This is a genomic window from Pseudomonas kurunegalensis, assembly GCF_030291635.1.
In the GTDB taxonomy this organism is placed as follows: domain Bacteria; phylum Pseudomonadota; class Gammaproteobacteria; order Pseudomonadales; family Pseudomonadaceae; genus Aquipseudomonas; species Aquipseudomonas monteilii.
The window spans coordinates 3,311,628-3,334,192 of the sequence record NZ_CP127871.1; the positions used below are offsets into that span (position 1 = coordinate 3,311,628).

Below are 22,565 nucleotides of genomic sequence, written 5' to 3' on the forward strand. Positions count from 1 at the left end.
TCAGTCCTGTTTGTCCTGGATCGCTTTCAGTAAAGCAGCGATATCGGCACGTCGGCCCTGGTCAGCCAGCTCGCGCCCAGGCCGGGGTGGCGCCTGCAGTGCCTTGTGCAAGGCTTCACTGGCTTCAGCGTAACGCTTTTGCCGGTACAGATGATCGGCCCAGAAGTAATTGCTGTCGATACCATCGGGGTTGATCTGCAGGGCTTTACGCAGCATGGCGTCGGCCTTGTCGGCATCACCAAAGCCGATTGGCCAGCCGGGCACCTGATCGTACAGCGTACCCAGGCTGGTATAGGCCGACCCCTGTAATGCTTTGGGGTCCAGTTTCACGGCCTGTTCGAGGCTGGCCTTCGCGGCCTTGACCTTGCCCAGCGCCCCCAGCCCACCCGTGGCCCCGGCCCAACTGCTGTTGATAATGCCCTCCCAGATCAACGGCTCGGGGGCGCCGGGATACCGGTGTACAAATGCAGCCGCATCGCCCGCCAGCTTTTCGAATGCCTCAGCACGCTGATCCTTGGGCAATTGGTACTGGATCCGGGCCCAACGTTGCTGCAGGTCGCCCAGTTGCTGTGTGCCTGCCGGGTCTAACGCCCACGCCAAGGGAGCGAACGCCAACAGACTGGCAATGAAAACACGCTTCATTTGATCGACTCCTTGGAATGGTTACCGATGTAGCGGCGAATGACCGGCAGTTGCTTGCGCAATGCGCGGTCCACTATACCCGGCAATATGCCGTTGATACGTACGAACAGTTTCTCTGGCCAGCCCAGGTAAAGCTCACCACGCTCGGACTGCACTGCCTCCAGCACCGCGCGCGCAACATCGGCGGGGTCGTCCATACCGACTTTCAGCGCCTGGTTGAGCGCTGTCACCGCGCTGCTGTTCATGCCCGTACGCGTTGCCCGGGGCGCGGCGTACAGTACATTCACCGTGGTATCGGCCAACTCGCGCCGCAGCGCCTCCGAAAAACCCCTCAATGCGAATTTGCTGGCGCAATAGGTGGCGTAGCCTGGGTAGCCGATCGAGCCGTAGATGGACCCGACATTGACCACCAACGCCTTGGGTTGTGCCCGCAGCAGTGGCAGGCAGGCGCGGGTCAGCTGCAACGGTGCCGTGAGGTTGATATCCAGCAGCTCGTCGAGCGCATGCTCGTCCAGTTGGTCGAGCAAGGCGAACCGGTTCACACCGGCAGCATTGATCAGCACATTGACCCCTCCCATTTCATGGGCTCGCCTGACAACCTGCTCACGGCCTTGCCGGGTGCGCAGGTCAGCGGCCTGCCAGCACAGTTGATCCGGATAACGCTTGATCAGGCCTGCCAACTCGCCAACATGCCGACTGACCCCCAGTACCTGGGCACCAGCCGTGCATAACTGCCCGGCCAATTCCAGGCCGATGCCGCCGCTCGCCCCTGTAAGAATCACCACGGACTCAGGCAAGCGCATGGCGCACCTCGTGCTGCCCGGCGCGCGGCAGGCCTTCGAACATCTCGGTGTACAAGCGATACACGACCTTGGCCGCGTGCAGAACGGCTTGCTGATCATCGGCATCATCGAGACGGTCCATCAATTGCCTGTACGTCACCATGTGATCCTGATCGAGCGCGCCATGGGAACTGAGGTAGCTGAACGCCTTGTCGGGCAGCGCAAGCGTGCGTTGGAGGGTGCCCGCTGCCTGGGTGGCCAAGGCGATGCTGGTGCCTTCGAGCACGTTGACCATGCCAAACAGCCCTACCGGGTTGCCACGGGCTATCAGGTCGTAGAGGTAGGCGACCATCAATTCGATCGGCTGCGCCGGTCGGCCATCGCGAACGCCCTGCCAGTCACCGCCGCAGGCCCTGATATCGTCAAGGATCCACTGTTCATGACCGTATTCCTCCTCGATGTATTCACACACCGCAGCGCGCAACCATTCCAGCCGCGACGGCAATCGCGCGCCACAGGCCATCATCAACGGAACCGTGTGACGGACATGGTGATAGGCCTGGGTCAGAAACGCGACGTAGCTATCCAGGCTGACTTGGCCAGCAAGGGCCTGGCGGATCACCGGTACATTGAACAACGCATTTCGCTCTTGGGCAGTCTGCATTTGCAACGTGTCGAAAAAGGACATGCTAAGCCTCACAAAGGGATATCGGAAATCAGGGTGTGGTAGCGCCGCAAGATCGCCTCGCGTCGAGGCCGACCATTGGCAGTCAGCGTTTCGTCTATGTGGTTCATAGGGACAGGTAAGCGGCGCCAGGCATGTACCCGAGCGTAATCGGGCAGATGCGCATTGCATTGCTGTACAGCTTGCTCGATGGCCTCATTGCTGGCCGAAGGGTCCAGTGGCCACAGCAGCGCCAGATTGCGTGGCAAGCCTTCGCCATGGACGAACGCCTGGGCGATCACGCCGCTCTGAGTCAGTTCGGCTTCTACCCACTCCGGGTTGACGTTGCGGCCGAAGCTGGTGATGAACTGGTGCTTCTTGCGCCCATTGAGGTACAAGTAGCCTTGGGCATCCAAGTAACCAAGATCGCCCGTTGCCCACCAATGCCGGGTTACCGGCTCGTCGCCCAGATAGCCAAGCAACAGGGAGCCGGCCACCAGAACCTCGCCATCCTCGGCGATGCGTACCTGCACATGGGGTAACGGCTTGCCTACACTGCCAGGGCGCACTGCACCTGGCCGGTTGAGCGCGACCACCGAGGCGCATTCGGACAAGCCATAACCTTCGAATACTGGCAACCCGACCGCATTGGCGCGTGCCAAAAGCGTTGGTGACACGCGCGCGCCCCCTACCGCCACAAAGCGCAGCGGCCCAACCTGCATCAGTCCACGCTCAATTGCCGTAACCAACCCCAGCAACAGTTGCGGCACCAGGATCAGGCTCTGTGCACCACCAAGGGCAATGGTGGCCAGCAAGCGTTTGAAATCAACCTGGCTTGCGCCGCCCATGCCCAACTGCTGCTGCGGGTAGATCTGTACGCAGGCCCCTGCCAGGAACGCGGCGTACACACCCAGGTTCTCCAGCAACACACCCAATGGCAGTACTGCCAGGTATTGCAGTGGCGCAGTCGGCCGGCTAGCCACCTCCAGCTCATGTGCCACCCTCAACATGGCATCAGCACTCAGGCACACGCCTTTGGGCGCCCCGGTGCTGCCTGAGGTGTAGGTGATCTTGGCTGTGCCTTTGGGCAGTACCGGGGCGGCGACAGCCGATCGTACCCAGAAGCTGCCAGGCGCCTCCTGCACGAAACCTTGCCCGCCAAGGACCGTGGCCCACTGCGCGTCGCTCAGCACGGTCCTGGCCCCACTCTGGGCCAGGCAGTGCTCTAGCTGAGCCTGGCTGAAAAACGAAGGTACGGTGATACAAGGCCGTTCGGCGAACAGCGCCGCCAGGTCCCAGAACAACGCGTCGGGGCCGTTGTCCAGCAGCAAAACCAACGCGCCAGGCGGCTGACAGCGCAGGCGGGCCACACGGGACTCAATTTCCTCGAGCAATTGCCGGTAAGTGAAACGCTGCAAGGGCCCCTGCACCGCCACGGCATCAGGCTTATCCCGGGCATGCTGGAGCAACAAGGCCTGAAAGACGCTCAACTCATGCGGCATGGCCGGCCTCCTGGACAACGCTGGGGAACCCAAGGCGCTGGAATACGCCTGCGCGAGTCAGCGCATCGAAGCCGCCACCTATATTGCCGGTGAATACCTGAGGCCGCTGCTGGTAATAGGTGCCCCATTGGTCTACCTGCCCCTGCAGGCGGCCAGGGTCGGCCGAGGCCAGGGCAGTCGGCTCCAGCCCCAACCGTTGAAAACTGTTGATCAGCGTCGCCGCCCCTGTGAACGCGACCCACTCAAGACCACGGGCAGCCAGCAACCACGTCACGGCAATGATCATCACGCGCGCGCTACCGGCGCTGAGCGACGCCAGGTTGCCCACCTCGACCATGCAACTGCGGTCCAGTGTCGCGCCAGCGATCCGCGAAACCGACGCCTCCAAAGGTTCGTCCAGGTATCGCTCAAGGAAAAGAGGCCCCTCGCTGGCTGGTCGCATGCCTGCGGCAGCGATCAGCCGCCCATGGCTGTCATGCAACGCCAAGAGCTCAGGCAGGTAGTGCTGCACACGCGCATGGTGCACAGCGGCAAAGCACTGGTGGATGAAATGCTCCAACTCACCACGCGCCGGGTCGCCCACCCGGTGAAGCGACAAGTGCGCTCGATGGTCGGCATGGCTGCCGATGGGCAACGGGAGCAGGCTGCTCCATTGAAACTCGGTCATGAAACTCCCCCAATCGGGTTAGACGCAGCGCATTATCCGAGCCGAATCTGAATGGAATCTGAAGTGGCGGCCGCCGCCACACTTCGCGCGCAGCGACTACTCAGTCAGAGCCACTTGCCATTTACATATGGAAATACGTATATTTGATTTTCCATATATTCAGGTGTAGCCATGATTACCCCGCCCGATGTTTTCAAGAGCCTGTCTGACGAAACCCGCGCTCGTGCAGTCTTGCTCATTGCCAGCCTGGGCGAACTCTGCGTCTGCGAACTGATGTGTGCGTTGGGCGACAGCCAGCCAAAAATCAGTCGCCATCTGGCGCAACTGCGCAGCAATGGCATGTTGCTGGATCGACGCCAGGGTCAGTGGGTGTACTACCGCCTCAACCCCGCACTGCCCGGCTGGGTACACGAGATGCTGCAGCTGACCTTGCAGGCCAATGCACAGTGGCTGGCAGACAACGCCCTTCGGCTGAAGCACATGGACGGGCGCCCCGTTCGTGATGCCGCCTGCTGCTGATCATCACCAAGCGAGAGAACCATGCTGGTCGCCATTTCCGTCTTTGTTTTCACCCTTACCTTGGTCATCTGGCAGCCCAAAGGGCTTGGCGTCGGCTGGAGTGCTGCGCTGGGTGCGCTCATCGCCTTGGCGGTTGGAGCCGTTTCCCTGCACGACATTCCAACCGTGTGGGCCATTGTCTGGAACGCCACCGCCACCTTCATCGCCGTCATCATCATCAGCCTGTTGCTGGACGAGGCGGGCTTCTTTGAATGGGCTGCGCTGCATGTCGCGCGCTGGGCGAACGGCAGCGGCTACCGCCTGTTCGCCTTCTGCGTGCTGCTCGGCGCCGCTGTCTCGGCGCTGTTCGCCAACGATGGTGCAGCGCTCATCCTCACCCCGATTGTCATGTCGATGCTGCTTGCGCTGCGCTTCTCAGCCGCTGCGACGCTGGCCTTCGTCATGGCCGCCGGCTTCATCGCCGACACGGCAAGCCTGCCATTGGTGGTCTCCAACCTGGTCAACATCGTCTCGGCCGACTACTTCAAGCTGGGCTTCGCCGAGTACGCCTCGGTGATGGTGCCAGTGAATCTCGCCAGCGTGGCGGCAACCCTGTTGGTGCTGTTCCTGTTTTTCCGTCGCGATATCCCAAGGCAATACGCGCTTGAGGCCTTGAAGGAACCGAGCGAGGCGATTCACGACCACGCCACCTTCAAAGTGGGCGGGTGGGTGCTGCTGGTGTTGCTGGCAGGCCTGTTCGCCCTGGAACCACTGGGTATCCCGGTCAGTGCGGTGGCCGCCGTCTGTGCAGCAATCCTGTTCGCCGTCGCCGCCCGCGGTCACCGCATTTCAACCCGCCGCGTGCTGCGCGAAGCACCGTGGCAGGTGGTGATCTTTTCTCTCGGTATGTACCTGGTGGTGTACGGCCTGAAAAACGCCGGGCTGACAGACATGCTCACCCACCTGCTCGACCGGCTTGCCGAGCAAGGGCTGTGGAGCGCCGCCATCGGCACCGGCTTGATTTCTGCGCTGCTGTCTTCGGTGATGAACAACATGCCCAGCGTGCTGATCGGTGCCTTGTCGATCCAGGCCAGCGGCGCGGAGGGCCTGGTGCGTGAGGCGATGATCTACGCCAACGTCATCGGCTGCGACCTGGGCCCGAAAATCACACCGATTGGCAGCCTCGCCACGCTGCTGTGGCTGCATGTGCTGGCGCGCAAAGGCATGCGCATCACCTGGGGTTACTACTTCAAGGTGGGCATCCTGCTGACGCTGCCGGTGTTGCTGATCACCCTTTCGGCCCTGGCATTGCGCCTGAGCCTCTGATGCCCGCCACAAGGCGGAGGAGCCCTCCATGCGAGTCCTGTTCATGTGCACGGCCAACAGCTGCCGCAGCATTCTTTCCGAAGCACTGTTCAACCATCTGGCACCGGCCGGCTTCGAGGCCGTCAGTTCCGGCAGCTTTCCCAGGGGGCAGGTACTGCCCCGCAGCCTGAGCACGTTGCAGCAAGCCGGTATTTCGACCGAGGGCCTGAGCAGCAAGGGTAACGACGCCTTTGAAGGCAACCCGCCGGACATCGTCATCACCGTCTGCGACAACGCTGCCGGCGAAGCCTGCCCGGTATATTTCGGCCCCGCGCTGAAAGCGCATTGGGGGCTTGCAGACCCGTCCGAAGTGCGGGGTGACGATGCGGCGGTAGACGCGGCGTTCCAAGCCACTTTGGCGCACATCGCGTCACGCTGCAAAGCCTTCTTCGCACTGCCTTTCGACAACCTCGACCGTGAACAACTCCAGCACGCGCTGGATCGCATCGGCACGCGTTGAGCAGGCGTAAAAAAACCTGCTCTCCGACTCCCCTCCCGCACAGTCATTGACTCAAATCAGTTGAGTGGCAAGGCGCATTCGCCTGCTCTGGAAAAGTTCCATTTCTTTCCTATTATCAACGGGTCAAGCGGCAACGCTTCAGCTGACAACGGACTGTGCCCCTCAACATGGGAGTTGAATGAATGCCTGCCAACCTTCCTGGCTCCTCGCTGCTACACCCTAAACGTCAAACGCTTGCACTGGAGCCACGGATTCTGTTCGATGGGGCCGCTGCCGTCGCTGCTTCCGATGCCCATCAGTCCGACCCTGCCAAACCGGCGGACAGCCACATCGACAACGCACCGCATGCTGTCGTCGCACTACGGCGGGCCGGTGCCAACGACTGCGCAAGCGCAATCTCTGGTGCCGAGTAACGCGTTGTTTCAGGTTCTCGTGGGGTTGGACGCGCCTCTGGCTGATAGGCGTGAAGTGCGTGGAAAACTGAAGATCGAAGGCGAGAACCGCAGTATGTTGGGTGAGTTCGGCCGCTGGGTGCTGGGAATTGGCCTGCGGGAGAGCGGGTTCTAGCGCAATTCAGGCACAGAAAATCCCGTGTGCCTGTTCAACTGATGCCACGGGATTGAAGGCAGGTGTGGCACTATCCGCAGCCACGCAAACAGAGGGCCCACATTGCATCCCTCTACCTTGCACCGCCCCTGATCAAAGGAACGACATTGGCCATTCTCGAAGATTTGATGAACCAGGTACCAACCGATATCGATGTGCTCATCAGCCTTGATGCCCAAGGCGACAATTTCAATACGCAGCGGGACGTCGATTTCGTTTTTCTATGCGAAGGAGCTGCACCAGGGCGAAGCTGCGGTAGGGTTCATAAACGACTTCAGGTTTGGCACTGCCAAGCTTGAGACCGTATCTGAAGAGCAGCATAGGATATTGGTGACAATCCACAGCCAGATCACACAAGAGGTGATTCTGTGCCTGTCGGGTTACATGGCTTGCCTGGCACGCCTGTTCGATCTTGATTACGACGGGTGGGGATGCATTGCACAGCGCCCGACCTGAGTGCTTCGCAACTGCCTGCGCTATCTGAAGGGCATGGCTGCCGTGTATCGCAAACTGTCCACTTGGGGTCGATGGCGGTCAGTCGCGACCGGCTGATTTCGACCCATAGCGGTCAGTCACTTCAAGCCCGCCTTCCTGCCCTGTTCCAAGCTAGAAATGCTTGCCACCGATGGCGGTTGCATTGCGGCTGAAGTATGCGCCGCGTACACGTTCTTTCGGAATTCAGTCCTAGATCGACTGACAACAATGTGGCCGCAGCAACCAGTCGCACCAGTAGAAAAAAACACTGAAGCCTGTACTCGATCAAAGCATTGCTCTTTACCAAGCAATGAATGAGAATCAAGAGCATTAACTTCTTGGTCCGCCATGTTGATGACCGATTCAAGCCTACACCACAGCCAACATTTCCATCGCCTCTACAGTGAAAACCATCGCTGGCTGCAAGGCTGGCTGTGGCACCGATTGGGATGCCATGCCAATGCGGCGGACTTGGCGCAAGATACTTTCGTACGAACGCTAAAGTCTTCTCAGTTGGCGAGCATTGAAGAACCTCGGGCATTTCTGTGCCTGATCGCCAAGCGAGTATTGTGTTCGTTCTGGCGCCGTACCGAACTTCACCGTGCCTACCTCGACGCCTTGGCCAACTTGCCCGAAGCGGTAGCGCCGAGCGAAGAAGACCTTGCTCTACTGCGCGAAGCACTCGAAGCGGTAGATGCCTTATTGGACGGGCTTCCAGAGAAAGTGCGCCACGCATTTTTGCTCAATCGCCTCGAAGGGCTCACCCACCAGCAGATTGCCGAGCAATTAGGCGTATCCCTTGCCACCATCGAGCGATGGATCAAGCGTGCGGTCACCCAGTGTTACTTGGCCAGTCTAGGCATAGGGTGCTAATGCCGTGCGCCACTCTGCTCTAACACCAGCCGTGCAGGAGGCCATTGATTGGCTAGTGCGGCTCGATTCCGGGGAGGCCGGGGCCACTGAGCGGCAAGCATTTGACCGCTGGCTGGCCAGCAATACAGAACATCGGCAGGCCTGGGAAAGTCTCAACCGTGCAATATCACCTGCCTTTGAACCGTTACTGAGCGCCGTTCAGTCACCCGGCACGGCGCGTGCGGCAACCCAGGTACTACGCTCTGGCGCGATATCGCCCGAACGTCGTCGGCTTTTGCGCGGAGGTAGTGCGCTGTTGCTCCTGGCCGGACTCAGCGGATTACTCACTTTACAGCGACGTATGCCGCTCGAAGGCTTGTTCACCGATTCATTCAGCGGCACTGGCGAACGCAAACGCATGGCGCTGGCTGATGGCAGTGTACTCACATTCAATGCACGCACCACAGTGGATGTTGAATACAGCGTAGACTTGCGTCGGGTCCACTTGCGCCAAGGCGAACTGTGCATTGACGTGAAATACGATGCCCAGCGCCCATTCGAGGTGCGTACCGCTCAAGGCTTTATCAGTTGCTTGGGCGGCCGCTTTATCGTGGCCCAGCAGGCGCATCGTACACTGGTCAGCGTTGAACAACAGAGCGTACAGGTGCTCACCCGGCATGGGTCCAGCGTAAGGCTTGACTCAGGCCACGCACTGAGCTTCGACAGCCAGACGCTTTACCCGCTCGACGGCCAGCAGCGGAGGCTGAATGCGTGGCTGGAAGGATTGCTGGACGTAAACAATGTGGCTCTGGGCGAGGTCATCGATGCGCTGCGGCCATACCGCTACGGGGTACTGCGCATTAGTGAGGCAGCAGCCAAGCTACGGGTGTTCGGCGTGTTCCCATTGGACGACAGCGAACGCAGCCTGCAATCGCTCGCCCAGGTTCTGCCAATCACGCTCAGCCGCTATGGCCCGATTACCTTGATTGACATCGTGTAGGCCTAGCCAAAAAAAATTTTCGCCGCTGTGAGGGGTTTCGCCTGCTCGTGCGACAGAGCAGCTGACACCACTCACATAGCGAGGAAAATTCTCCCATGCGCGCCCTTAGATCGCCCACCGCGAACCTGGCTCTAGCCGTCTCCCTGGCCATCACCGGCAGTATCACGGCCTTATCCAGCGCATCGGCTTCAGCTGCGCAGAATGAGATGCGGTATGAGCTATCCGCCCAACCGCTAGACCAGACGCTAAGCCAAATCGCCCGGCAAAGTGGCCAAGTGATCATAGCCGACCCGGACCTTCTACGTGGCCTGCAAAGCCATCCTGTCAACGGCTTGTTTAGCCCCCATGCTGCCGTTGAACAAGCGCTCATCGGCAGTGGCCTACAACTGCGCACCACAGAAAACGGTACACTGACCCTCGAAAAAGCCGAGATGCAAGCTGGCACCGTGCAATTGGGCGCTACCAGTATCCAGGCCAACCGTTTGGGCGAAACCACCGAGAATACAGGTTCCTACACCACTGGCAGCACCAGCACTGCAACCAAGATGAAGCTGTCACTGCGACACACGCCGCAGTCAGTCAGTGTTATCACCCGTCAGCAGATAGAGGACCAAGGCCTACTGAGTGTTGCCGACGTGCTCAACCAGACGCCGGGGGTGACGGTCAGCCAAAGCAATACCGAGGTGAACGCCTTCTATGCCCGCGGCTTCGAGATTAGCAATTTTCAGTTCGATGGCCTGCCTAGCCTGAGCACCAACGCACCATTGCGTGACAACTATGGCCTGATCGGCACTGCCATCTACGATCGGATCGAGGTACTGCGTGGCTCAGCCGGTCTACTCAACGGCACCGGTTTCCCCTCTGGCGTTGTCAACTTCGTGCGCAAGCGGCCCACGGCTGAGTTCCAGGGGCATGTCAGCGCAGGTGCCGGAACCTGGGACCAGAATCGGACCGAAGTAGATCTTTCTGGCTCACTCAGCGACAGCAACCACCTAAAGGGCCGCATGGTGGCTGCCACCCAGGAAGAAGGCAGCTATATCGACTATCTCAAGCGTGAGGATCACGTTTTTTATGGCATCCTTGAAGCAGACCTCAGCGACAGCACTACCATCGCTATCGGCTTGGACTACCAGAAAGGTCATGCCAACGGTTCAACCAACTCAAACCTGCCAGCATTCTTTACCAACGGCGCTACTGTCAAACCTTCGCGTTCGACCAACTCCGGGGCCAAGTGGTCCTATAGCGACACAGAAACCCAGCGTTTCTTCACAAGCGTCGAGCATCGTCTGGCAAACGACTGGCTGCTAAAGATGGAAGCCAACTTCCGACGTTACGACGTTGACAACCTGACCTCCACCGCCAATGGCCAGATCAACGCGCTAGATCATTCGGTCACTGCGTACACCAGCAAGTACTACTCCACTTCCAAAGAGCTAGATTTTGCAGCCTACACCAACGGACCGTTCGAACTGTTCGGCCGTACGCACGAGATGGTCATGGGTGTGAACTGGGCACGCAACGAGAATGAATCAGCAACCATCTCGTTTGGTAGCTATCGAATCAACGATTTCTTCAACTGGGACAATGATCCGGCCAAGCCTACCAATGCACTTTACACCGTGCCGTACGATACCGTGGCGAGGGAGCGCGCGGCGTATGTCGCTGCGATATTCAAACCCACCGATGCGCTGAACGTAATCCTCGGTACGCGGGTAACTGACTACTACTGGGATCAGGAGGGGGTGATCCCACCATTGGCCAACCCGAATGTTCATTACAATACCCGCGACAGCGGAGTGGTAACGCCGTATGCCGGCATTACATACGACCTGGACGACCACCACACGGTCTACGCCAGCTACGCCGATATCTTCAAGCCGCAACCTTTCAACCCGGATCGCAACGGCACACCGATCGACCCACTGACCGGTGCTAGCTACGAACTGGGAATCAAAGGCGAGTACTTCGACGGTCGCCTCAATGCCAGCCTGGCTGTGTTCACCTCTGAGCAAGACAACGTAGCCGAGGCTGATGGCCTGCGCGTTGATGTGCCCAACTCCACCGCCTACCGCGCTGCGTCTGGCGTCACTACTCGGGGTTTTGAGGTCGAAATCTCCGGTGAGCTGATGCCTGACTGGAATGTCCATGGTGGCTATACCTACCGGCATTCGGAAGACAAAGACGACAATAAAGTCAGCACCACTCAGCCCGAACAAATTGCCCGCATGGTTACCACATATCGGTTGCCTGGCCTGTTCAACCGCCTGACCGTCGGTGGCAATGTCTCCTGGCAGAGCAAGACTTACTACGACACTACCCTGGGCTTCGGCGCCAACGCCATCAATGCCCATTTCGAGCAGAAGGCCTACACACTCGCAGGACTGATGGCTGCGTACGATTTCACCGACAACTTGCGCGGTACGTTGAACCTCAACAACGTTACGGATCGGAAATACTTCAGCGGCATGGGCAGCTATACCTCTACCTTCTATGGCGAACCACGCAACTTGCTAGCCACCGTGAAATATAGTTTCTGAAACCACGGAGCTGTTGTTTGGGGCATTTACGATACATTGCCTTGGAGGGGCCGCAACGCGGCCCCAGCTTCAGGTGTCCGCTTTGGCTCGAAAGCTGCCGGTCGCGACTGACCACTAACGACCCATTGCTGCCTTTCGTGGAGTACAGCTAGCAGCCAGAATCGGTCAACCGCAGAGTCTACGGTGGTGTGAGCGGCTCAGTCTTCACCAGTGAGAGCGTGCAAAGCCGTTTCCATTGTGACCGCCCCATCATCGGCCAGCGAGGTCAGCATCGCCAGCATTGTCTCGCAGCGCTGATGGAAGAAGTCGCTAGCAACATCGTCCCAATCGTCGTCTTTGGCTAAGTGGTAAACGCCCATTAGGCTAAGCCTTGAGCTAACTTCTATCACCGGGCCGTAAGCGTCACGCTCATGAATAGTCAGATGCCAGTCCGGGGAGCCGAGGTGATCACCTAGCGACCTAACGAATTTCTCAAGTAAAGCCCGCTGTTCAGGCTCTAGGCCGCATTCATATTTCCAAATGCCCAGTCCTACTATGAGATCCGGAAGGCCCGGGTTAGCTGGTAGTAGTTCGTACGCCTGTCTAGCGATGACACCGCACAAGAAGACCAAGCTACTTTCGGTAGTTGAACGTGCAGCGGGTGTCAGAGTGCCCCCAAAAAAAGCAGGCGGTGAAAGCGGCCCCGTAGGTTTCCGAAACTGAAGCTTCGCGAGAGCAACGTCTCCACCGGACCTCAATGATTCACTGAGTGCTTTCGAGGCTATGGCACCTAGTCTCCTCATTCCTTCCTGTAAGCGATCAAATGCTGGGAGTACGACAATATCCGCAAGATCGATACGGGTACCACTCATGTTCTGGTCCTTGATGAAAGTGAGCAGGCTACTAGCCATGAACGCTAGGGCGCTGCCGCTGCTGCGTTTGTGAGTTTGAGACAGATAGCGGGCTACGTCCCTCCAGAAGCAAATAGATCCCTTCCAGTGTTCTGGCGGAAGCGTGGCGTGGGTCAGCAGCGTAATGCCCTTGATCTTCTCGCGGCGCTTATCCAAGTAACGTTGGTAAAGGGTCAACTGGTCTGTATAGGCGACACCATCATCGTCTAGGTGCGCAGTGAAGGGTGCCCAAGTTTTGTTCTCGATGATGATGAAGATGCCTGGGCCCCGACCTACCAGGTCGGGGCGCTTGTTAGTCGCGCTATCGTGGCCATGGCCGATGACGTGTTGAGTTTCCCACTTCACCGCGCGTAGGTCTTTAGCAGGAGCCCGTGCAACCGAATCGAGAAGGAACACGTCACGGATGATTGCTGGTAGCTCCCCGGCCAGCGTGGCCTGCCGCAACCACTCGGCTAGTGCCTCTGTAAGGTAATCTTCAAGTGGGCTGCGTTGCTCCCGTTGGCGGTAATGATACAGTTGGGAAAGAAAACTCATAGGCGATTCATCCATGTTTTTGCCGACGCCCCTCGCGGCCCTTCGCGGGGGACAGCATTCGGCCAAGAGGAGCCATTCGTGAGAATCCACTCTTGATTCTAAGCAGGTAAATCGCTGGAACGGATGTTCCAATCAATTCGCTGAATTTCCGCCTCGGTCATTACGCGCCAATCACTTGGCAAAATACCGTACTCAAACTCGGCGCTTTCCAGTGCCTCATCCAATCCAGGGAACAAGTGGTCACCTTCAATCTGGACTTCCTCGTAGTCCTTAAATCGTATTAGCAGATACACCGGGTCATCGTTTGCTACCTCCAAGCCGAAAATCACGATAGCGGTAACGTCAGGCCGGAAATCACTGACTGTCCTTACATATGCAAACAGATGGCTTGTGGGCTTGGGCATGGCGTAGGCTGCATTTAATTGATGATGGTTCGCGGCATTGAACAAGACCGCTTATGGCCGATTGGTGCCCCTCCGGATGGCATGCGAAAGGCTAAGACGGAACGTATCGGAAGAGTATTATGACAAACTGCAAAAAGCCGCACCACTGCACGATCTGCGCACGCCTACTCGACAATCCGGACGATCCGCTATCAGGTAGTACCGGCGGGGATTGTTGGAGATGCATAGGCGCTATCGAGGCGAAAATGGGATGCGTAGAGTCACTCGACTACGTACGCCAAGAATACGAGGCAGGACTTCGACCTGATTGGGTCGATTCGTTCAAGCCATGACTCGGAAGCGCATTACGACTGCTTCGTGTCGAAAGCAGTCCTCTACGACCGGCAGCTTTCGACCCATAGCAGACAGTGAGGAGCCGCTAGTTGCTTCGAAGCTATTCAATAAGCATCATCAGGGCTCGACAAGGAGGCGTCCCCATGCTCACACCAGTGCTTCATCTCATGTCTGGCAAGATTGCATCTGGCAAATCAACATTGGCAAAAAGTTTGGCTACCGAACTGTCGGCGGTTCTGCTAAGCGAGGATCATTGGCTCTCAAAGCTTTACCCAGACCAGATCAAGTCAGTAACCGATTACGTACGCTTCTCGCGCCAGATTAGAGAGGTGGTGGGCCCGCTCGTCACTGATGTGTTGCGTGCCGGGGTGACAGTCGTCCTGGATTTCCCTGCCAACACTCTCCAGGATCGGCAATGGCTGCGGGGCCTGGCTGACGCGGCCGGGGTTGCCCATTGCGTTCACTATATCGAGGTACACGACGATGTCTGTCGAAGCAGATTGCATATTCGTAACCGCCGCGCCGAACATGAATTTGCTGCGACCGACGCCGAGTTTGATCTGATCACCAACTACTTTCAGGCGCCCGATAAGGATGAGGGGCTCCAGATCGAAATTCACCGCATTTGACGAAGACATCTCCAGAAAAATTGGGTCGTCTGGAGTATCCGCTCCTGGCCGATAGCAGTCGATCATGGATGACCTTTATCGGCCAAGGCGGACGTACTCATCTAGGGCAATTTGCTGTTCGACGAGCCACACATTCACTGATGAAGGATTAGGCTCTTTTAGCCTAATGCGGCGGCGAATGCTTCAGGCGTCGGGCTCTCCTGCCATTGCGCGATAGTCCCCGGCAGCACCAGCCATGGCTGCTTACGCCGTGTCCAGATATGCGCAATCGGCTCGAAACGCTCAGCGCCTTCCAGGATACCGGCCCGTACAACGCGCATGCCGGGTGCTGCTGTGGTCTCATTGAACAGCCGGGTATGACATACACCGCAGGCATGTTGGGTGGATGTTTGACCTTGGTGTTCATGCTGAAAGATCGCCGTTTCGCCCGCCACCTGAACAGCCGACGCCGCACTCAGCATGTGCAGACCAAACGCACTGCCGCTCCAGCGCTGGCAGTTCAAACAGTGGCAGGCATACAGCGGCGGCAATTGCTGCGCCACGATCTCAATGGTGATTTGCCCACATCGGCACTGACCGGTGATTCTCATGCATTGGTTCCTTACAATGACGCCCGGAAAAATGTGGGCGAATCATCGCTTTTTACGGACTCGGGCAGAAGATCAAATTAGGAGCAACTGTTGGCTAAGAATGTATGAGCGGTATTGAATGGGAAAGCCAGCGTGTATTTCTCGCCGTGTTGCGCTCTGGCAGCCTGAGCGGCGCGGCGAAGTTGCTGGGGATAGCCCAGGCCACTGCGCGCCGGCGCCTCGACCATCTTGAACACGCTCTCGGTGTGAGTCTGTTCACCCGCACACCTCAAGGACTGACTCCTACTGCCGGAGCGCAGCGCCTGATCGAACATGTGGAGGCCATGGATCTGGCCGCACAAACCTTCAACCGCATGGCCAGCTCTGAAGCGTCGATGGATCACGGTACAATCCGGCTGACCTGTGGCGAGTTGCTTGGCGTCGAGGTATTGCCCGACCTGCTGCGCCCTTTCCATTACGAACACGTCGGACTCAAACTTGAGTTGAGCATAAGCGATGCCCTTGAAGACATCGCCAGGCTGCAATCGGATATTGCGGTGCGGCTGATGCGGCCCAATGAAGCGGATATCACGGTACGGCGTGTCGGCAGTTTGCGGATTGGCATCCATGCCAGTGCCGGTTGCCTGGAGCGCTACGGTAATCCAGGCTCCCTGCTGTCGCTGCGCCATGGGCCGCTAATCGGGCCGGACAGACGCTCAGCGGATTTGCGTCGGCTTGTCGAAGCCGGTCTGTGCGATGCCGATCAGCACTTCGCTATTGCCTCTGATCATCACGTTGCTCAGTTAGCCGCTCTGAAAGCGGGCTTGGGCTTCGGACTTTGCCCGACGCAAATCGCAAAATCGCACGGCCTAGTACATGTGCTACCACACGATTTTGGCTTTGAGGTAGACGTGTGGATCGCAATGCACAATGACCTGCGCAAAATTAACAGGATCGTTCAGGCGTTCGAGGTTATTGGAGAGCAGTTGCATCAGTATCTATGCTTGGCTGATCAGTGAGCAGCGTAGGCCGTGGCATCCACTGCTTGGTCTAAACGGCTGCAATGGGTCGAAAACGAACAGTCGCGAATGACAGCTTACGACCCAAAGCAGACATCCCTCGATCGTATTGGTTACGGAGCGCTAGAATCGCAGCACTGGAAAAGCGGAGCGCACATGGACAAGCAGGCTAAAAATATACTTTTCAAAACATACTGGGGTAGCAATGGCTGGCTTCCTGCCCCGAAGACGGATCCTGAAGATTTCGCGTATGCAAAAGCGCAGGGCCTGATGTTTGAACCCGCCAGCATCGGCCATGACCAGTGCTTAGACGAGGTACTGGATATGATCAAGCGAATCCCCCCAGCCAAGGCCGCCCGCGCGTTTGTAGCCAGCCTTTCCAGAAGAAGACTGGACTGGCGGTCTGGCGTGGCTTCATATCATCTCGCCTGCCAGATGGTTCCTCATCAGTACACGCCGACTGTTTGTGGTCACAGTTACCTCCCCGACGGTACGGTCACGACCACAAGCTATACGTGCGCGGTCTGCCGCGATGTGGTCCCCGGCCTCACGGTCGGGGAAGATCAATACACGGATGTGGACCTCAACGTCCTTAATTTCGAGCGCATAAAATGGGGCGGAGTCCGCCACGGCCAGTTGATCTACACATGGTTCGACCTCCAAGAACTGTTGCGTGACGACATCCCCAATCCGACGGAAGAGGATTTAGCAATTCTCCGAGCGATCCTTGGGATCATCGACCTAAGCAAACCTGGCGACCACGCCGGCAGTTTGGAGAAGCGGCTGGCAGACGTGGTGAAGTCTTCAAAGAACGAGCGGCGGGTGATTATCGACGTCCTGGCGCACTTGGGCGTGCTCAAACCAGTGTCTTTCGAACGGCCTATTCACAGCAGAAGCGACTGGTCGGAAGCGGCTGCATGCTGGCGTGGAGAGGACAAGTTTGATCACGAGGCCGTGTGCAAACATTTCGGCCGGTGGCTCCAGACGGAGGTCAATCATTAGCGACTGATGTCCGATAGTAGCCATTCGTGAACGGCCGGTATGGGTCGATAGCAGTCATTTAAGGCTTACTGCTTTCGACCCATAGCGGGCGCTCAGAACCATGACGCAGGTGTGTCGCCTGGTTAGCCGAAGCGCCTTGACCCTGGGGCCATGGAAGGCTCGTCATCTAAAAATTTAAAATTCTTAATTCGCATATTGAAAGCAGAAGTTAATCAGCAATAATCATAATTAGCTTAGAACAAAAAAACCTTTTACATAGAGTAAGTATAAGAATACGGTCTTACACGGCCACCTCATCACGCTGGGGCGCTAAAGCGATCGGCGCTGCGATCTGCCCCTACACCCGTGATGAGAGACCAACGCTGCATGCCAACGCCCCCACGCTCAGACCCACCCACCCGCTAAACAACACCTCCCAATATATCGGGACTAAGCATCCTGTACCCGCACCAAGGGCCAGTGCTGGCTTAACAAAACGCGGCCCCAAATTGCCGCTTGCCAACACAAGGAAAGCTCAACATGAACCAACGCCCGCCCTTTCCACTGCGATCAGGGCTGCAGCTCTCGTCGCCTGCCTGGCGCTGCCGCAACTTTCAGTGCAGGCAGCCGAGCAGCAGGAGACCCGGCTCGACACCGTCTCGGTTATTTCCACCGGCCTGCGTGGGCAGCAGCGTACGGTCGCCGACAGCCCAACGCCCATCGACATCATCAACAGCGAGCAGCTGCTCAAGACCGGTCGGGCGGAACTGTCGGAAGCCATATCGAAATTGCTGCCATCGTTCAACTTCGGCACCAACATCGCCGGGGTCAACTCGCAAGTACGCCCGCTCAGCAATCGCGGCCTTGGGCCGGCCTACACGCTGGTACTGGTCAACGGCAAACGTCGGCATAACGGCGCCGCCCCCGCCAATGGCAGTATCGACACCAGTGGCGCCAACGCTGTCGATATCGACATGATCCCGATCAGTGCCGTCGACCATATCGAGGTGCTCAAGGACAGCGCCGCTGCCCAATACGGCTCGGACGCAGTAGCCGGGGTCATCAACATTATCCTCAAGAGCAATGCTTCTGGTGGTCATGCCGAGGCCAGCTACGGTCAATTGTTCTCGGGCCAGGGTGAAACCATCAAGAGCGCTGCTGATCGTGGCTTCGAGCTGGGTGACGGGGGCTTCCTGCACCTGTCTGCAGATGCCCGCAAACGCGGTACCGCCACCTGGGTCGGGAAGTCACCGGACAGCGTCCGTGCGTTTTTCGAGGATGATCGCCAAGCCGCCTGGGATCATGTGAGCACCAAGAACGGCGACCCGGATCTGAAAGCATTCAATCTGGCCTACAATGCCGAGTTGCCATTGGCCGACGACCTCAAGCTCTACTCCTATGCCACCTATGGCGAGCGCAAGACCGAAGCGAACAATCAGTTGCGCGCGGCCAACGGCGCGGCATCGATCCCGGAGCTGTTTCCGGACGGCTACTACCCCTTGAACAACCTCAAGGACACCGACTATCAGTTCCTCTTCGGGGGTAAAGGCAGCGCGGCAGAGTGGGACTGGGACCTGTCCACCACCTATGGCCGGGACAAGATCGAACATGCCAGCGACCTGACTGCCAACCCGACCTATGGCCCGCAGTCCCCGACCAAGTGGGATGACCTGGCGACCTTGCAGTTCGAGCAGTGGGTCAACAACCTGGATATCACGCGCCACTTCGATGGGCTTTTCGGTGTGTCCGTCCCCACCCAAGTGTCCGTTGGACTGGAGCACCGCTGGGAGCGCTTCAGGACATTTGCCGGGAATGATCCACGCGCTTACAGCGTCGGCCCCTACACCTTCCCGGTGGGCAGTCAGCTGTATGTCGCCAACGGAGCCCAACCTTCAACGGGCGCCCAAGGCGTACTGGCCATCCGTCCGCAAGACGAAGCCGATCTGAAACGCAACAACTTTGCAGCCTACCTGGATCTTGGCTTCGATCTCACCCAACGTTGGTACGTCGGCCTCGCCGGGCGCGCCGAACATTATGACGACATCAAGGAAAACACCTACAGCTTCAAGCTGAACTCCCGCTACGAGCTCACTGACCAGGTTGCCGTCCGCGGTACGCTGGGTTCCGGCTTCCGCGCGCCCTCTCTGACCCAGCTCGGCTACACCGTAACCGACAACCGGACGGCGGCTGATGCCAATGGCAACGCGGTACCCGCCCTGCGTTACACCGCAACGCCGGACAGCCAGGTAGCTCAAGCCTTGGGCGCAACGGATCTGAAACCTGAGAAATCGCGTAACGCAGGGCTTGGTATCACCTGGCAGCCAGCTGCGCGTACCAGCTTCACCGCCGACGCCTATGTGATCGACATCGACGACCGCATCCTGCTCAGTGAAAACCTGTATGACCGCAACAACGGCAACGGCGCGATCGGCGACATCCTCGAATCCGTCGGCGTGGCACGCAATACCTGGGTCAGTTACTACACCAACGCGTTCGATACCCGTACGCGTGGCATCGACTTGGTAGCCGATCACAGCAGCCAGTTCGGTGCCTGGGGCGATGTGCGCTGGAGCGCGGCCTTCAACTACAACAAGACGACCGTCGAAGGCAGCCGCGGTACGCCGGCTGCGCTGCAGAACGCGGGCATCAGTGTCGTGGGTCACGCCGCAGAGGGTTTGCTGGTGGCGGCCACCCCGCGTAGCAAATGGATACTGGGCGCGAACTGGACACTTGGAAACTTCGCCGCCAACCTGCAAACCACCCGCTACGGAAAGGTCGAGACCTGGCAACAGAATGCGGCCAATGACCGTTCATTTGGCGCCAAGTGGATCACCGACCTGGACCTGTCCTACGTGCTTTTCGACAGCCTGACGCTCAGCATCGGCGGCACCAACCTGTTCAACGTGCGCCCCGACAACAACGGCATCACCCAGGCTGCCTACAAGTACAACTACGGATCCCCCCCTTTCCATCCTGGCGGCGGATTCTGGTACAGCAAAATCGCCTACGACTTCTGACCACATGCGCAGGCTGCCCAACAGCAACCTGCGCGCTTGGCCTGCAGTTCCTGCATGCCAGACACTCTCCCTGCAGGAGGACAGATGCAACAACCGTCCCCGACATTCTTCAACTTGCTGGAACTGGAAGGCCTTGCCGCTGGCATCATTCCACGCGCAGCATTCGACTACATCACACGCGGTGCCGGAGATGAGCAGACGTTGCGGGAAAACCGCAACGCCTTCTCAAGATACTTCGTCGACCAGCGCATCCTCAGTGGCAAGACCGTGCAGAACCTGCAGACCCAGGTGTTCGGCAGCCAACTGAGGGCGCCGATCATGGTCAGCGCAATGGCGGCTCACGGCCTGGTTCACCCATCGGCAGAGTCTGCAACAGCACGTGGAGCCGCCGCGTATGGAACCCTGTTGGGCGTCAGCACCGTTGCAACGCAGAACCTTGAGCAGATCGCTGCTGCCAGCCAAGGTGACAAGTGGTTCCAGTGTTACCTGACCCGAGACAGCGGCTTCAACCGCGAGCTGCTGCAACGCGCCAAGGCTGCTGGATACAAGGCTATCGTGCTGACAGCAGACGTTACAGTCGGTGGCAATCGGGAGCAGGATCGCCGCAATGCCCTGCGCTTGCCGACACCCGGCAACTTTCTCGACAGCGAGGGCCGCAACCGGGATATCGACCTGACACTCAATAGCAGCATCGGCCTCGACAGCCTGGATTTTGTCCGTAGACACACTTCCGGCTTGCCCTTGATCGTCAAAGGCGTAACCACCCAGGCGGATGCGCGCGCAGTACTCCAGCACGGCGTCGATGCGATTCAAGTCTCCAACCACGGCGGCCGCCAGCTCGATGGCTCGCCAGCGGCCATCGACTCGTTACAGCGGGTCGCGGATGAAGTCTGTGGCCGGGTCCCACTCATTTTTGACAGTGGTATCCGGCGCGGACTGGACGTGTTCAAGGCCGTTGCGGCTGGTGCCGATCTGGTTGCCGTCGGGCGCCCGGTCCTTTACGGCCTGGCGCTCAATGGCTGGCAAGGCGTGCAAGCAGTACTTGAACAGCTCGAACAGGAACTGCGCATCGTCATGCAGCTCTCCGGCGCCGCCACGCTCGCGGATATTCGCGACACCCCATTGTTGCCACAGCCTTCAGCTCGGTGAAGCTTGACCTAAGAACAATGGCTAGTTTTGTGCCGGCTCATAAAGGCTCACCGAGCTGGCATCCACCGCCTTCGGCAGCAGCCCCTCGCGATAGAACGCATCGGCGATACGCTGCTGCTCAGCCAAGTTGTCCAACTTTACCGGCTGTACGTCATAACTGCGCCGGGCGTTGGCCTGCTGAACCGTGGCGCTGTCCAGGTTGCCCCACAACGGGCCGAGAATACGCGCAGCCTCCGCCGGATTGGCCTTGGTCCAGGCACCCGCCTCGCGTAGAGCCAGGTACACCTGCTGCAGCACCTCGGGGTGAGTCTTGGCATAGTCGCTGCCGGCCAGGTAGTAGCGCTGGTAGCTGGCCAGCTCGCTGCCATCGGCCAGGATACGCGCGTTCTGCTGGCGCTGGGCACTGGCCACATACGGGTCCCAGGTCACCCAGGCATCGACCTTGTGGTTCTCGAAGGCGGCTCGGCCGTCGGCGGGAATCAGGTAGGCCGGGCTGATGTCCTTGAAGGTCAGCCCGGCCTTGGCCAGGGCCTGGATCAGCAGGTAGTGGCTGCCTGCGGCCTTGGTCACCGCAACGCGCTTGCCCTTGAGGTCGGCCAGGCTCTTGAGCGGTGAGTCTGCCGGCACCAGGATCGCCTGGGCCGTGGGTGAAGGGGTTTCCCGGGCAAAGTAGGTAAGCTTGGCGCCGGCGGCCTGGGTGAACACCGGCACGGTATCTGCGACGTCCGCCGACAGGTCGACGTTACCCAGGTTCAGCGCCTCCAGCAGCGGCAGGCCGCTAGGGAATTCGTGCCAGCTAATGCGGATGCCCTCGGCTTGCAGGCGCTGTTCGAGGGTGCCGCGGGCCTTGAGCAGGGTCAGCAGGGTCGAGGATTTCTGATAGCCGATGCGCAGGGTCTGCTCGGCACTGGCAAAGCTCGGCAGCAAGGCGCTGGCCAGCAGCGCCAAGGCCACACGGTGCAGAGGTTTGAAGGTCATGGGGCGGGTCTCC

General features: G+C 58.9%; 22 protein-coding genes. 13 read left to right on the plus strand and 9 right to left on the minus strand.

What is annotated here, in order from left to right; genetic code table 11:
* From QQ992_RS14885 to QQ992_RS14905, 5 genes are read right to left on the minus strand one after another with little or no spacing between them, the layout of a single operon-like run.
* Positions 1–642 carry a TRAP transporter TatT component family protein gene (locus tag QQ992_RS14885; protein ID WP_286110087.1) on the minus strand — a complete coding sequence of 214 codons (642 nt, stop codon included), beginning with the start codon at positions 640–642 and terminating at the stop codon, positions 1–3.
* Positions 639–1,445, minus strand: coding sequence for an SDR family oxidoreductase (locus tag QQ992_RS14890; RefSeq protein WP_286110088.1), 807 nt, complete (start codon positions 1,443–1,445; stop codon positions 639–641). Before QQ992_RS14890 ends, QQ992_RS14885 begins: the two co-directional genes overlap by 4 nt.
* Entirely contained in the window at positions 1,432–2,112 is a 681-nt protein-coding gene (locus tag QQ992_RS14895; RefSeq protein WP_286110089.1) for an iron-containing redox enzyme family protein, read from the minus strand. The genes QQ992_RS14890 and QQ992_RS14895 overlap by 14 nt, the downstream gene beginning before the upstream one ends.
* An 8-nt stretch (positions 2,113–2,120) precedes the next feature.
* Complete coding sequence (locus QQ992_RS14900; RefSeq protein ID WP_286110090.1) at positions 2,121–3,590, minus strand: AMP-binding protein; 1,470 nt, start codon at positions 3,588–3,590, stop codon at positions 2,121–2,123.
* The gene (locus tag QQ992_RS14905; RefSeq protein WP_286110091.1) at positions 3,580–4,257 is read right to left on the minus strand and encodes a thermostable hemolysin; all 678 of its coding nucleotides are present in this window, start codon (positions 4,255–4,257) and stop codon (positions 3,580–3,582) included. Before QQ992_RS14905 ends, QQ992_RS14900 begins: the two co-directional genes overlap by 11 nt.
* Positions 4,258–4,428: 171 nt before the next feature.
* On the opposite strand from QQ992_RS14905, the gene QQ992_RS14910 reads away from it, so the two are divergent.
* The 8 genes from QQ992_RS14910 to QQ992_RS14940 all read left to right on the plus strand — a co-directional run bounded on the left by QQ992_RS14910 (position 4,429) and on the right by QQ992_RS14940 (position 12,049).
* Positions 4,429–4,776 carry a metalloregulator ArsR/SmtB family transcription factor gene (locus QQ992_RS14910; RefSeq protein WP_286110092.1) on the plus strand — a complete coding sequence of 116 codons (348 nt, stop codon included), beginning with the start codon at positions 4,429–4,431 and terminating at the stop codon, positions 4,774–4,776.
* Between the two features lie 21 nt (positions 4,777–4,797).
* Entirely contained in the window at positions 4,798–6,081 is a 1,284-nt protein-coding gene (locus QQ992_RS14915) for an arsenic transporter (RefSeq protein ID WP_286110093.1), read from the plus strand.
* Positions 6,082–6,109: 28 nt separating this feature from the next.
* Positions 6,110–6,580 (plus strand): arsenate reductase ArsC, encoded by a 471-nt coding sequence (locus QQ992_RS14920; protein WP_286110094.1) that lies wholly within the window; start codon positions 6,110–6,112, stop codon positions 6,578–6,580.
* A 182-nt stretch (positions 6,581–6,762) separates the two neighbouring features.
* Complete coding sequence (locus tag QQ992_RS27975; protein WP_350155992.1) at positions 6,763–6,993, plus strand: LEPR-XLL domain-containing protein; 231 nt, start codon at positions 6,763–6,765, stop codon at positions 6,991–6,993.
* 300 nt (positions 6,994–7,293) lie between these two features.
* Positions 7,294–7,485: a hypothetical protein gene (locus QQ992_RS14925; RefSeq protein ID WP_286110095.1), complete on the plus strand. Its 192-nt coding sequence runs from the start codon at positions 7,294–7,296 to the stop codon at positions 7,483–7,485.
* 529 nt (positions 7,486–8,014) lie between these two features.
* Positions 8,015–8,533 carry a sigma-70 family RNA polymerase sigma factor gene (locus tag QQ992_RS14930; protein ID WP_286113949.1) on the plus strand — a complete coding sequence of 173 codons (519 nt, stop codon included), beginning with the start codon at positions 8,015–8,017 and terminating at the stop codon, positions 8,531–8,533.
* 4 nt (positions 8,534–8,537) lie between these two features.
* Complete coding sequence (locus QQ992_RS14935; RefSeq protein WP_286110096.1) at positions 8,538–9,512, plus strand: FecR domain-containing protein; 975 nt, start codon at positions 8,538–8,540, stop codon at positions 9,510–9,512.
* 95 nt (positions 9,513–9,607) lie between these two features.
* Entirely contained in the window at positions 9,608–12,049 is a 2,442-nt protein-coding gene (locus QQ992_RS14940) for a TonB-dependent siderophore receptor (RefSeq protein ID WP_286110097.1), read from the plus strand.
* Positions 12,050–12,246: 197 nt separating this feature from the next.
* Here the strand turns inward: QQ992_RS14940 and QQ992_RS14945 are convergent, their stop codons facing one another.
* Both QQ992_RS14945 and QQ992_RS14950 read right to left on the minus strand, forming a co-directional pair.
* On the minus strand, positions 12,247–13,473 hold the full coding sequence (locus QQ992_RS14945) for a hypothetical protein (protein ID WP_286110098.1): 1,227 nt from the start codon (positions 13,471–13,473) through the stop codon (positions 12,247–12,249).
* Positions 13,474–13,571: 98 nt separating this feature from the next.
* Entirely contained in the window at positions 13,572–13,877 is a 306-nt protein-coding gene (locus QQ992_RS14950) for a hypothetical protein (protein ID WP_286110099.1), read from the minus strand.
* Positions 13,878–14,353: 476 nt separating this feature from the next.
* Between QQ992_RS14950 and QQ992_RS14955 the strand changes: the two genes are divergently transcribed.
* Entirely contained in the window at positions 14,354–14,839 is a 486-nt protein-coding gene (locus QQ992_RS14955; protein ID WP_286110100.1) for a P-loop nucleotide/nucleoside kinase family protein, read from the plus strand.
* Positions 14,840–14,997: 158 nt separating this feature from the next.
* On the opposite strand, the gene QQ992_RS14960 is transcribed toward QQ992_RS14955, so the two are convergent.
* Complete coding sequence (locus QQ992_RS14960; RefSeq protein WP_286110101.1) at positions 14,998–15,429, minus strand: GFA family protein; 432 nt, start codon at positions 15,427–15,429, stop codon at positions 14,998–15,000.
* Positions 15,430–15,533: 104 nt separating this feature from the next.
* On the opposite strand from QQ992_RS14960, the gene QQ992_RS14965 reads away from it, so the two are divergent.
* The 4 genes from QQ992_RS14965 to QQ992_RS14980 all read left to right on the plus strand — a co-directional run bounded on the left by QQ992_RS14965 (position 15,534) and on the right by QQ992_RS14980 (position 21,574).
* Positions 15,534–16,427 (plus strand): LysR family transcriptional regulator, encoded by an 894-nt coding sequence (locus QQ992_RS14965; RefSeq protein WP_286110102.1) that lies wholly within the window; start codon positions 15,534–15,536, stop codon positions 16,425–16,427.
* A gap of 156 nt (positions 16,428–16,583) precedes the next feature.
* Positions 16,584–17,429, plus strand: a complete 846-nt coding sequence (locus tag QQ992_RS14970; RefSeq protein WP_286110103.1) for a hypothetical protein — start codon at positions 16,584–16,586, stop codon at positions 17,427–17,429.
* Between the two features lie 548 nt (positions 17,430–17,977).
* A complete protein-coding gene (locus QQ992_RS14975) occupies positions 17,978–20,425 on the plus strand; it encodes a TonB-dependent receptor plug domain-containing protein (protein WP_433963119.1) in 2,448 nt (815 codons plus the stop codon).
* 84 nt (positions 20,426–20,509) lie between these two features.
* Complete coding sequence (locus QQ992_RS14980) at positions 20,510–21,574, plus strand: alpha-hydroxy acid oxidase (RefSeq protein WP_286110105.1); 1,065 nt, start codon at positions 20,510–20,512, stop codon at positions 21,572–21,574.
* Positions 21,575–21,595: 21 nt separating this feature from the next.
* On the opposite strand, the gene QQ992_RS14985 is transcribed toward QQ992_RS14980, so the two are convergent.
* The gene (locus tag QQ992_RS14985; protein WP_286110106.1) at positions 21,596–22,552 is read right to left on the minus strand and encodes an aliphatic sulfonate ABC transporter substrate-binding protein; all 957 of its coding nucleotides are present in this window, start codon (positions 22,550–22,552) and stop codon (positions 21,596–21,598) included.
* Between the last annotated feature and the right edge of the window lie 13 nt (positions 22,553–22,565).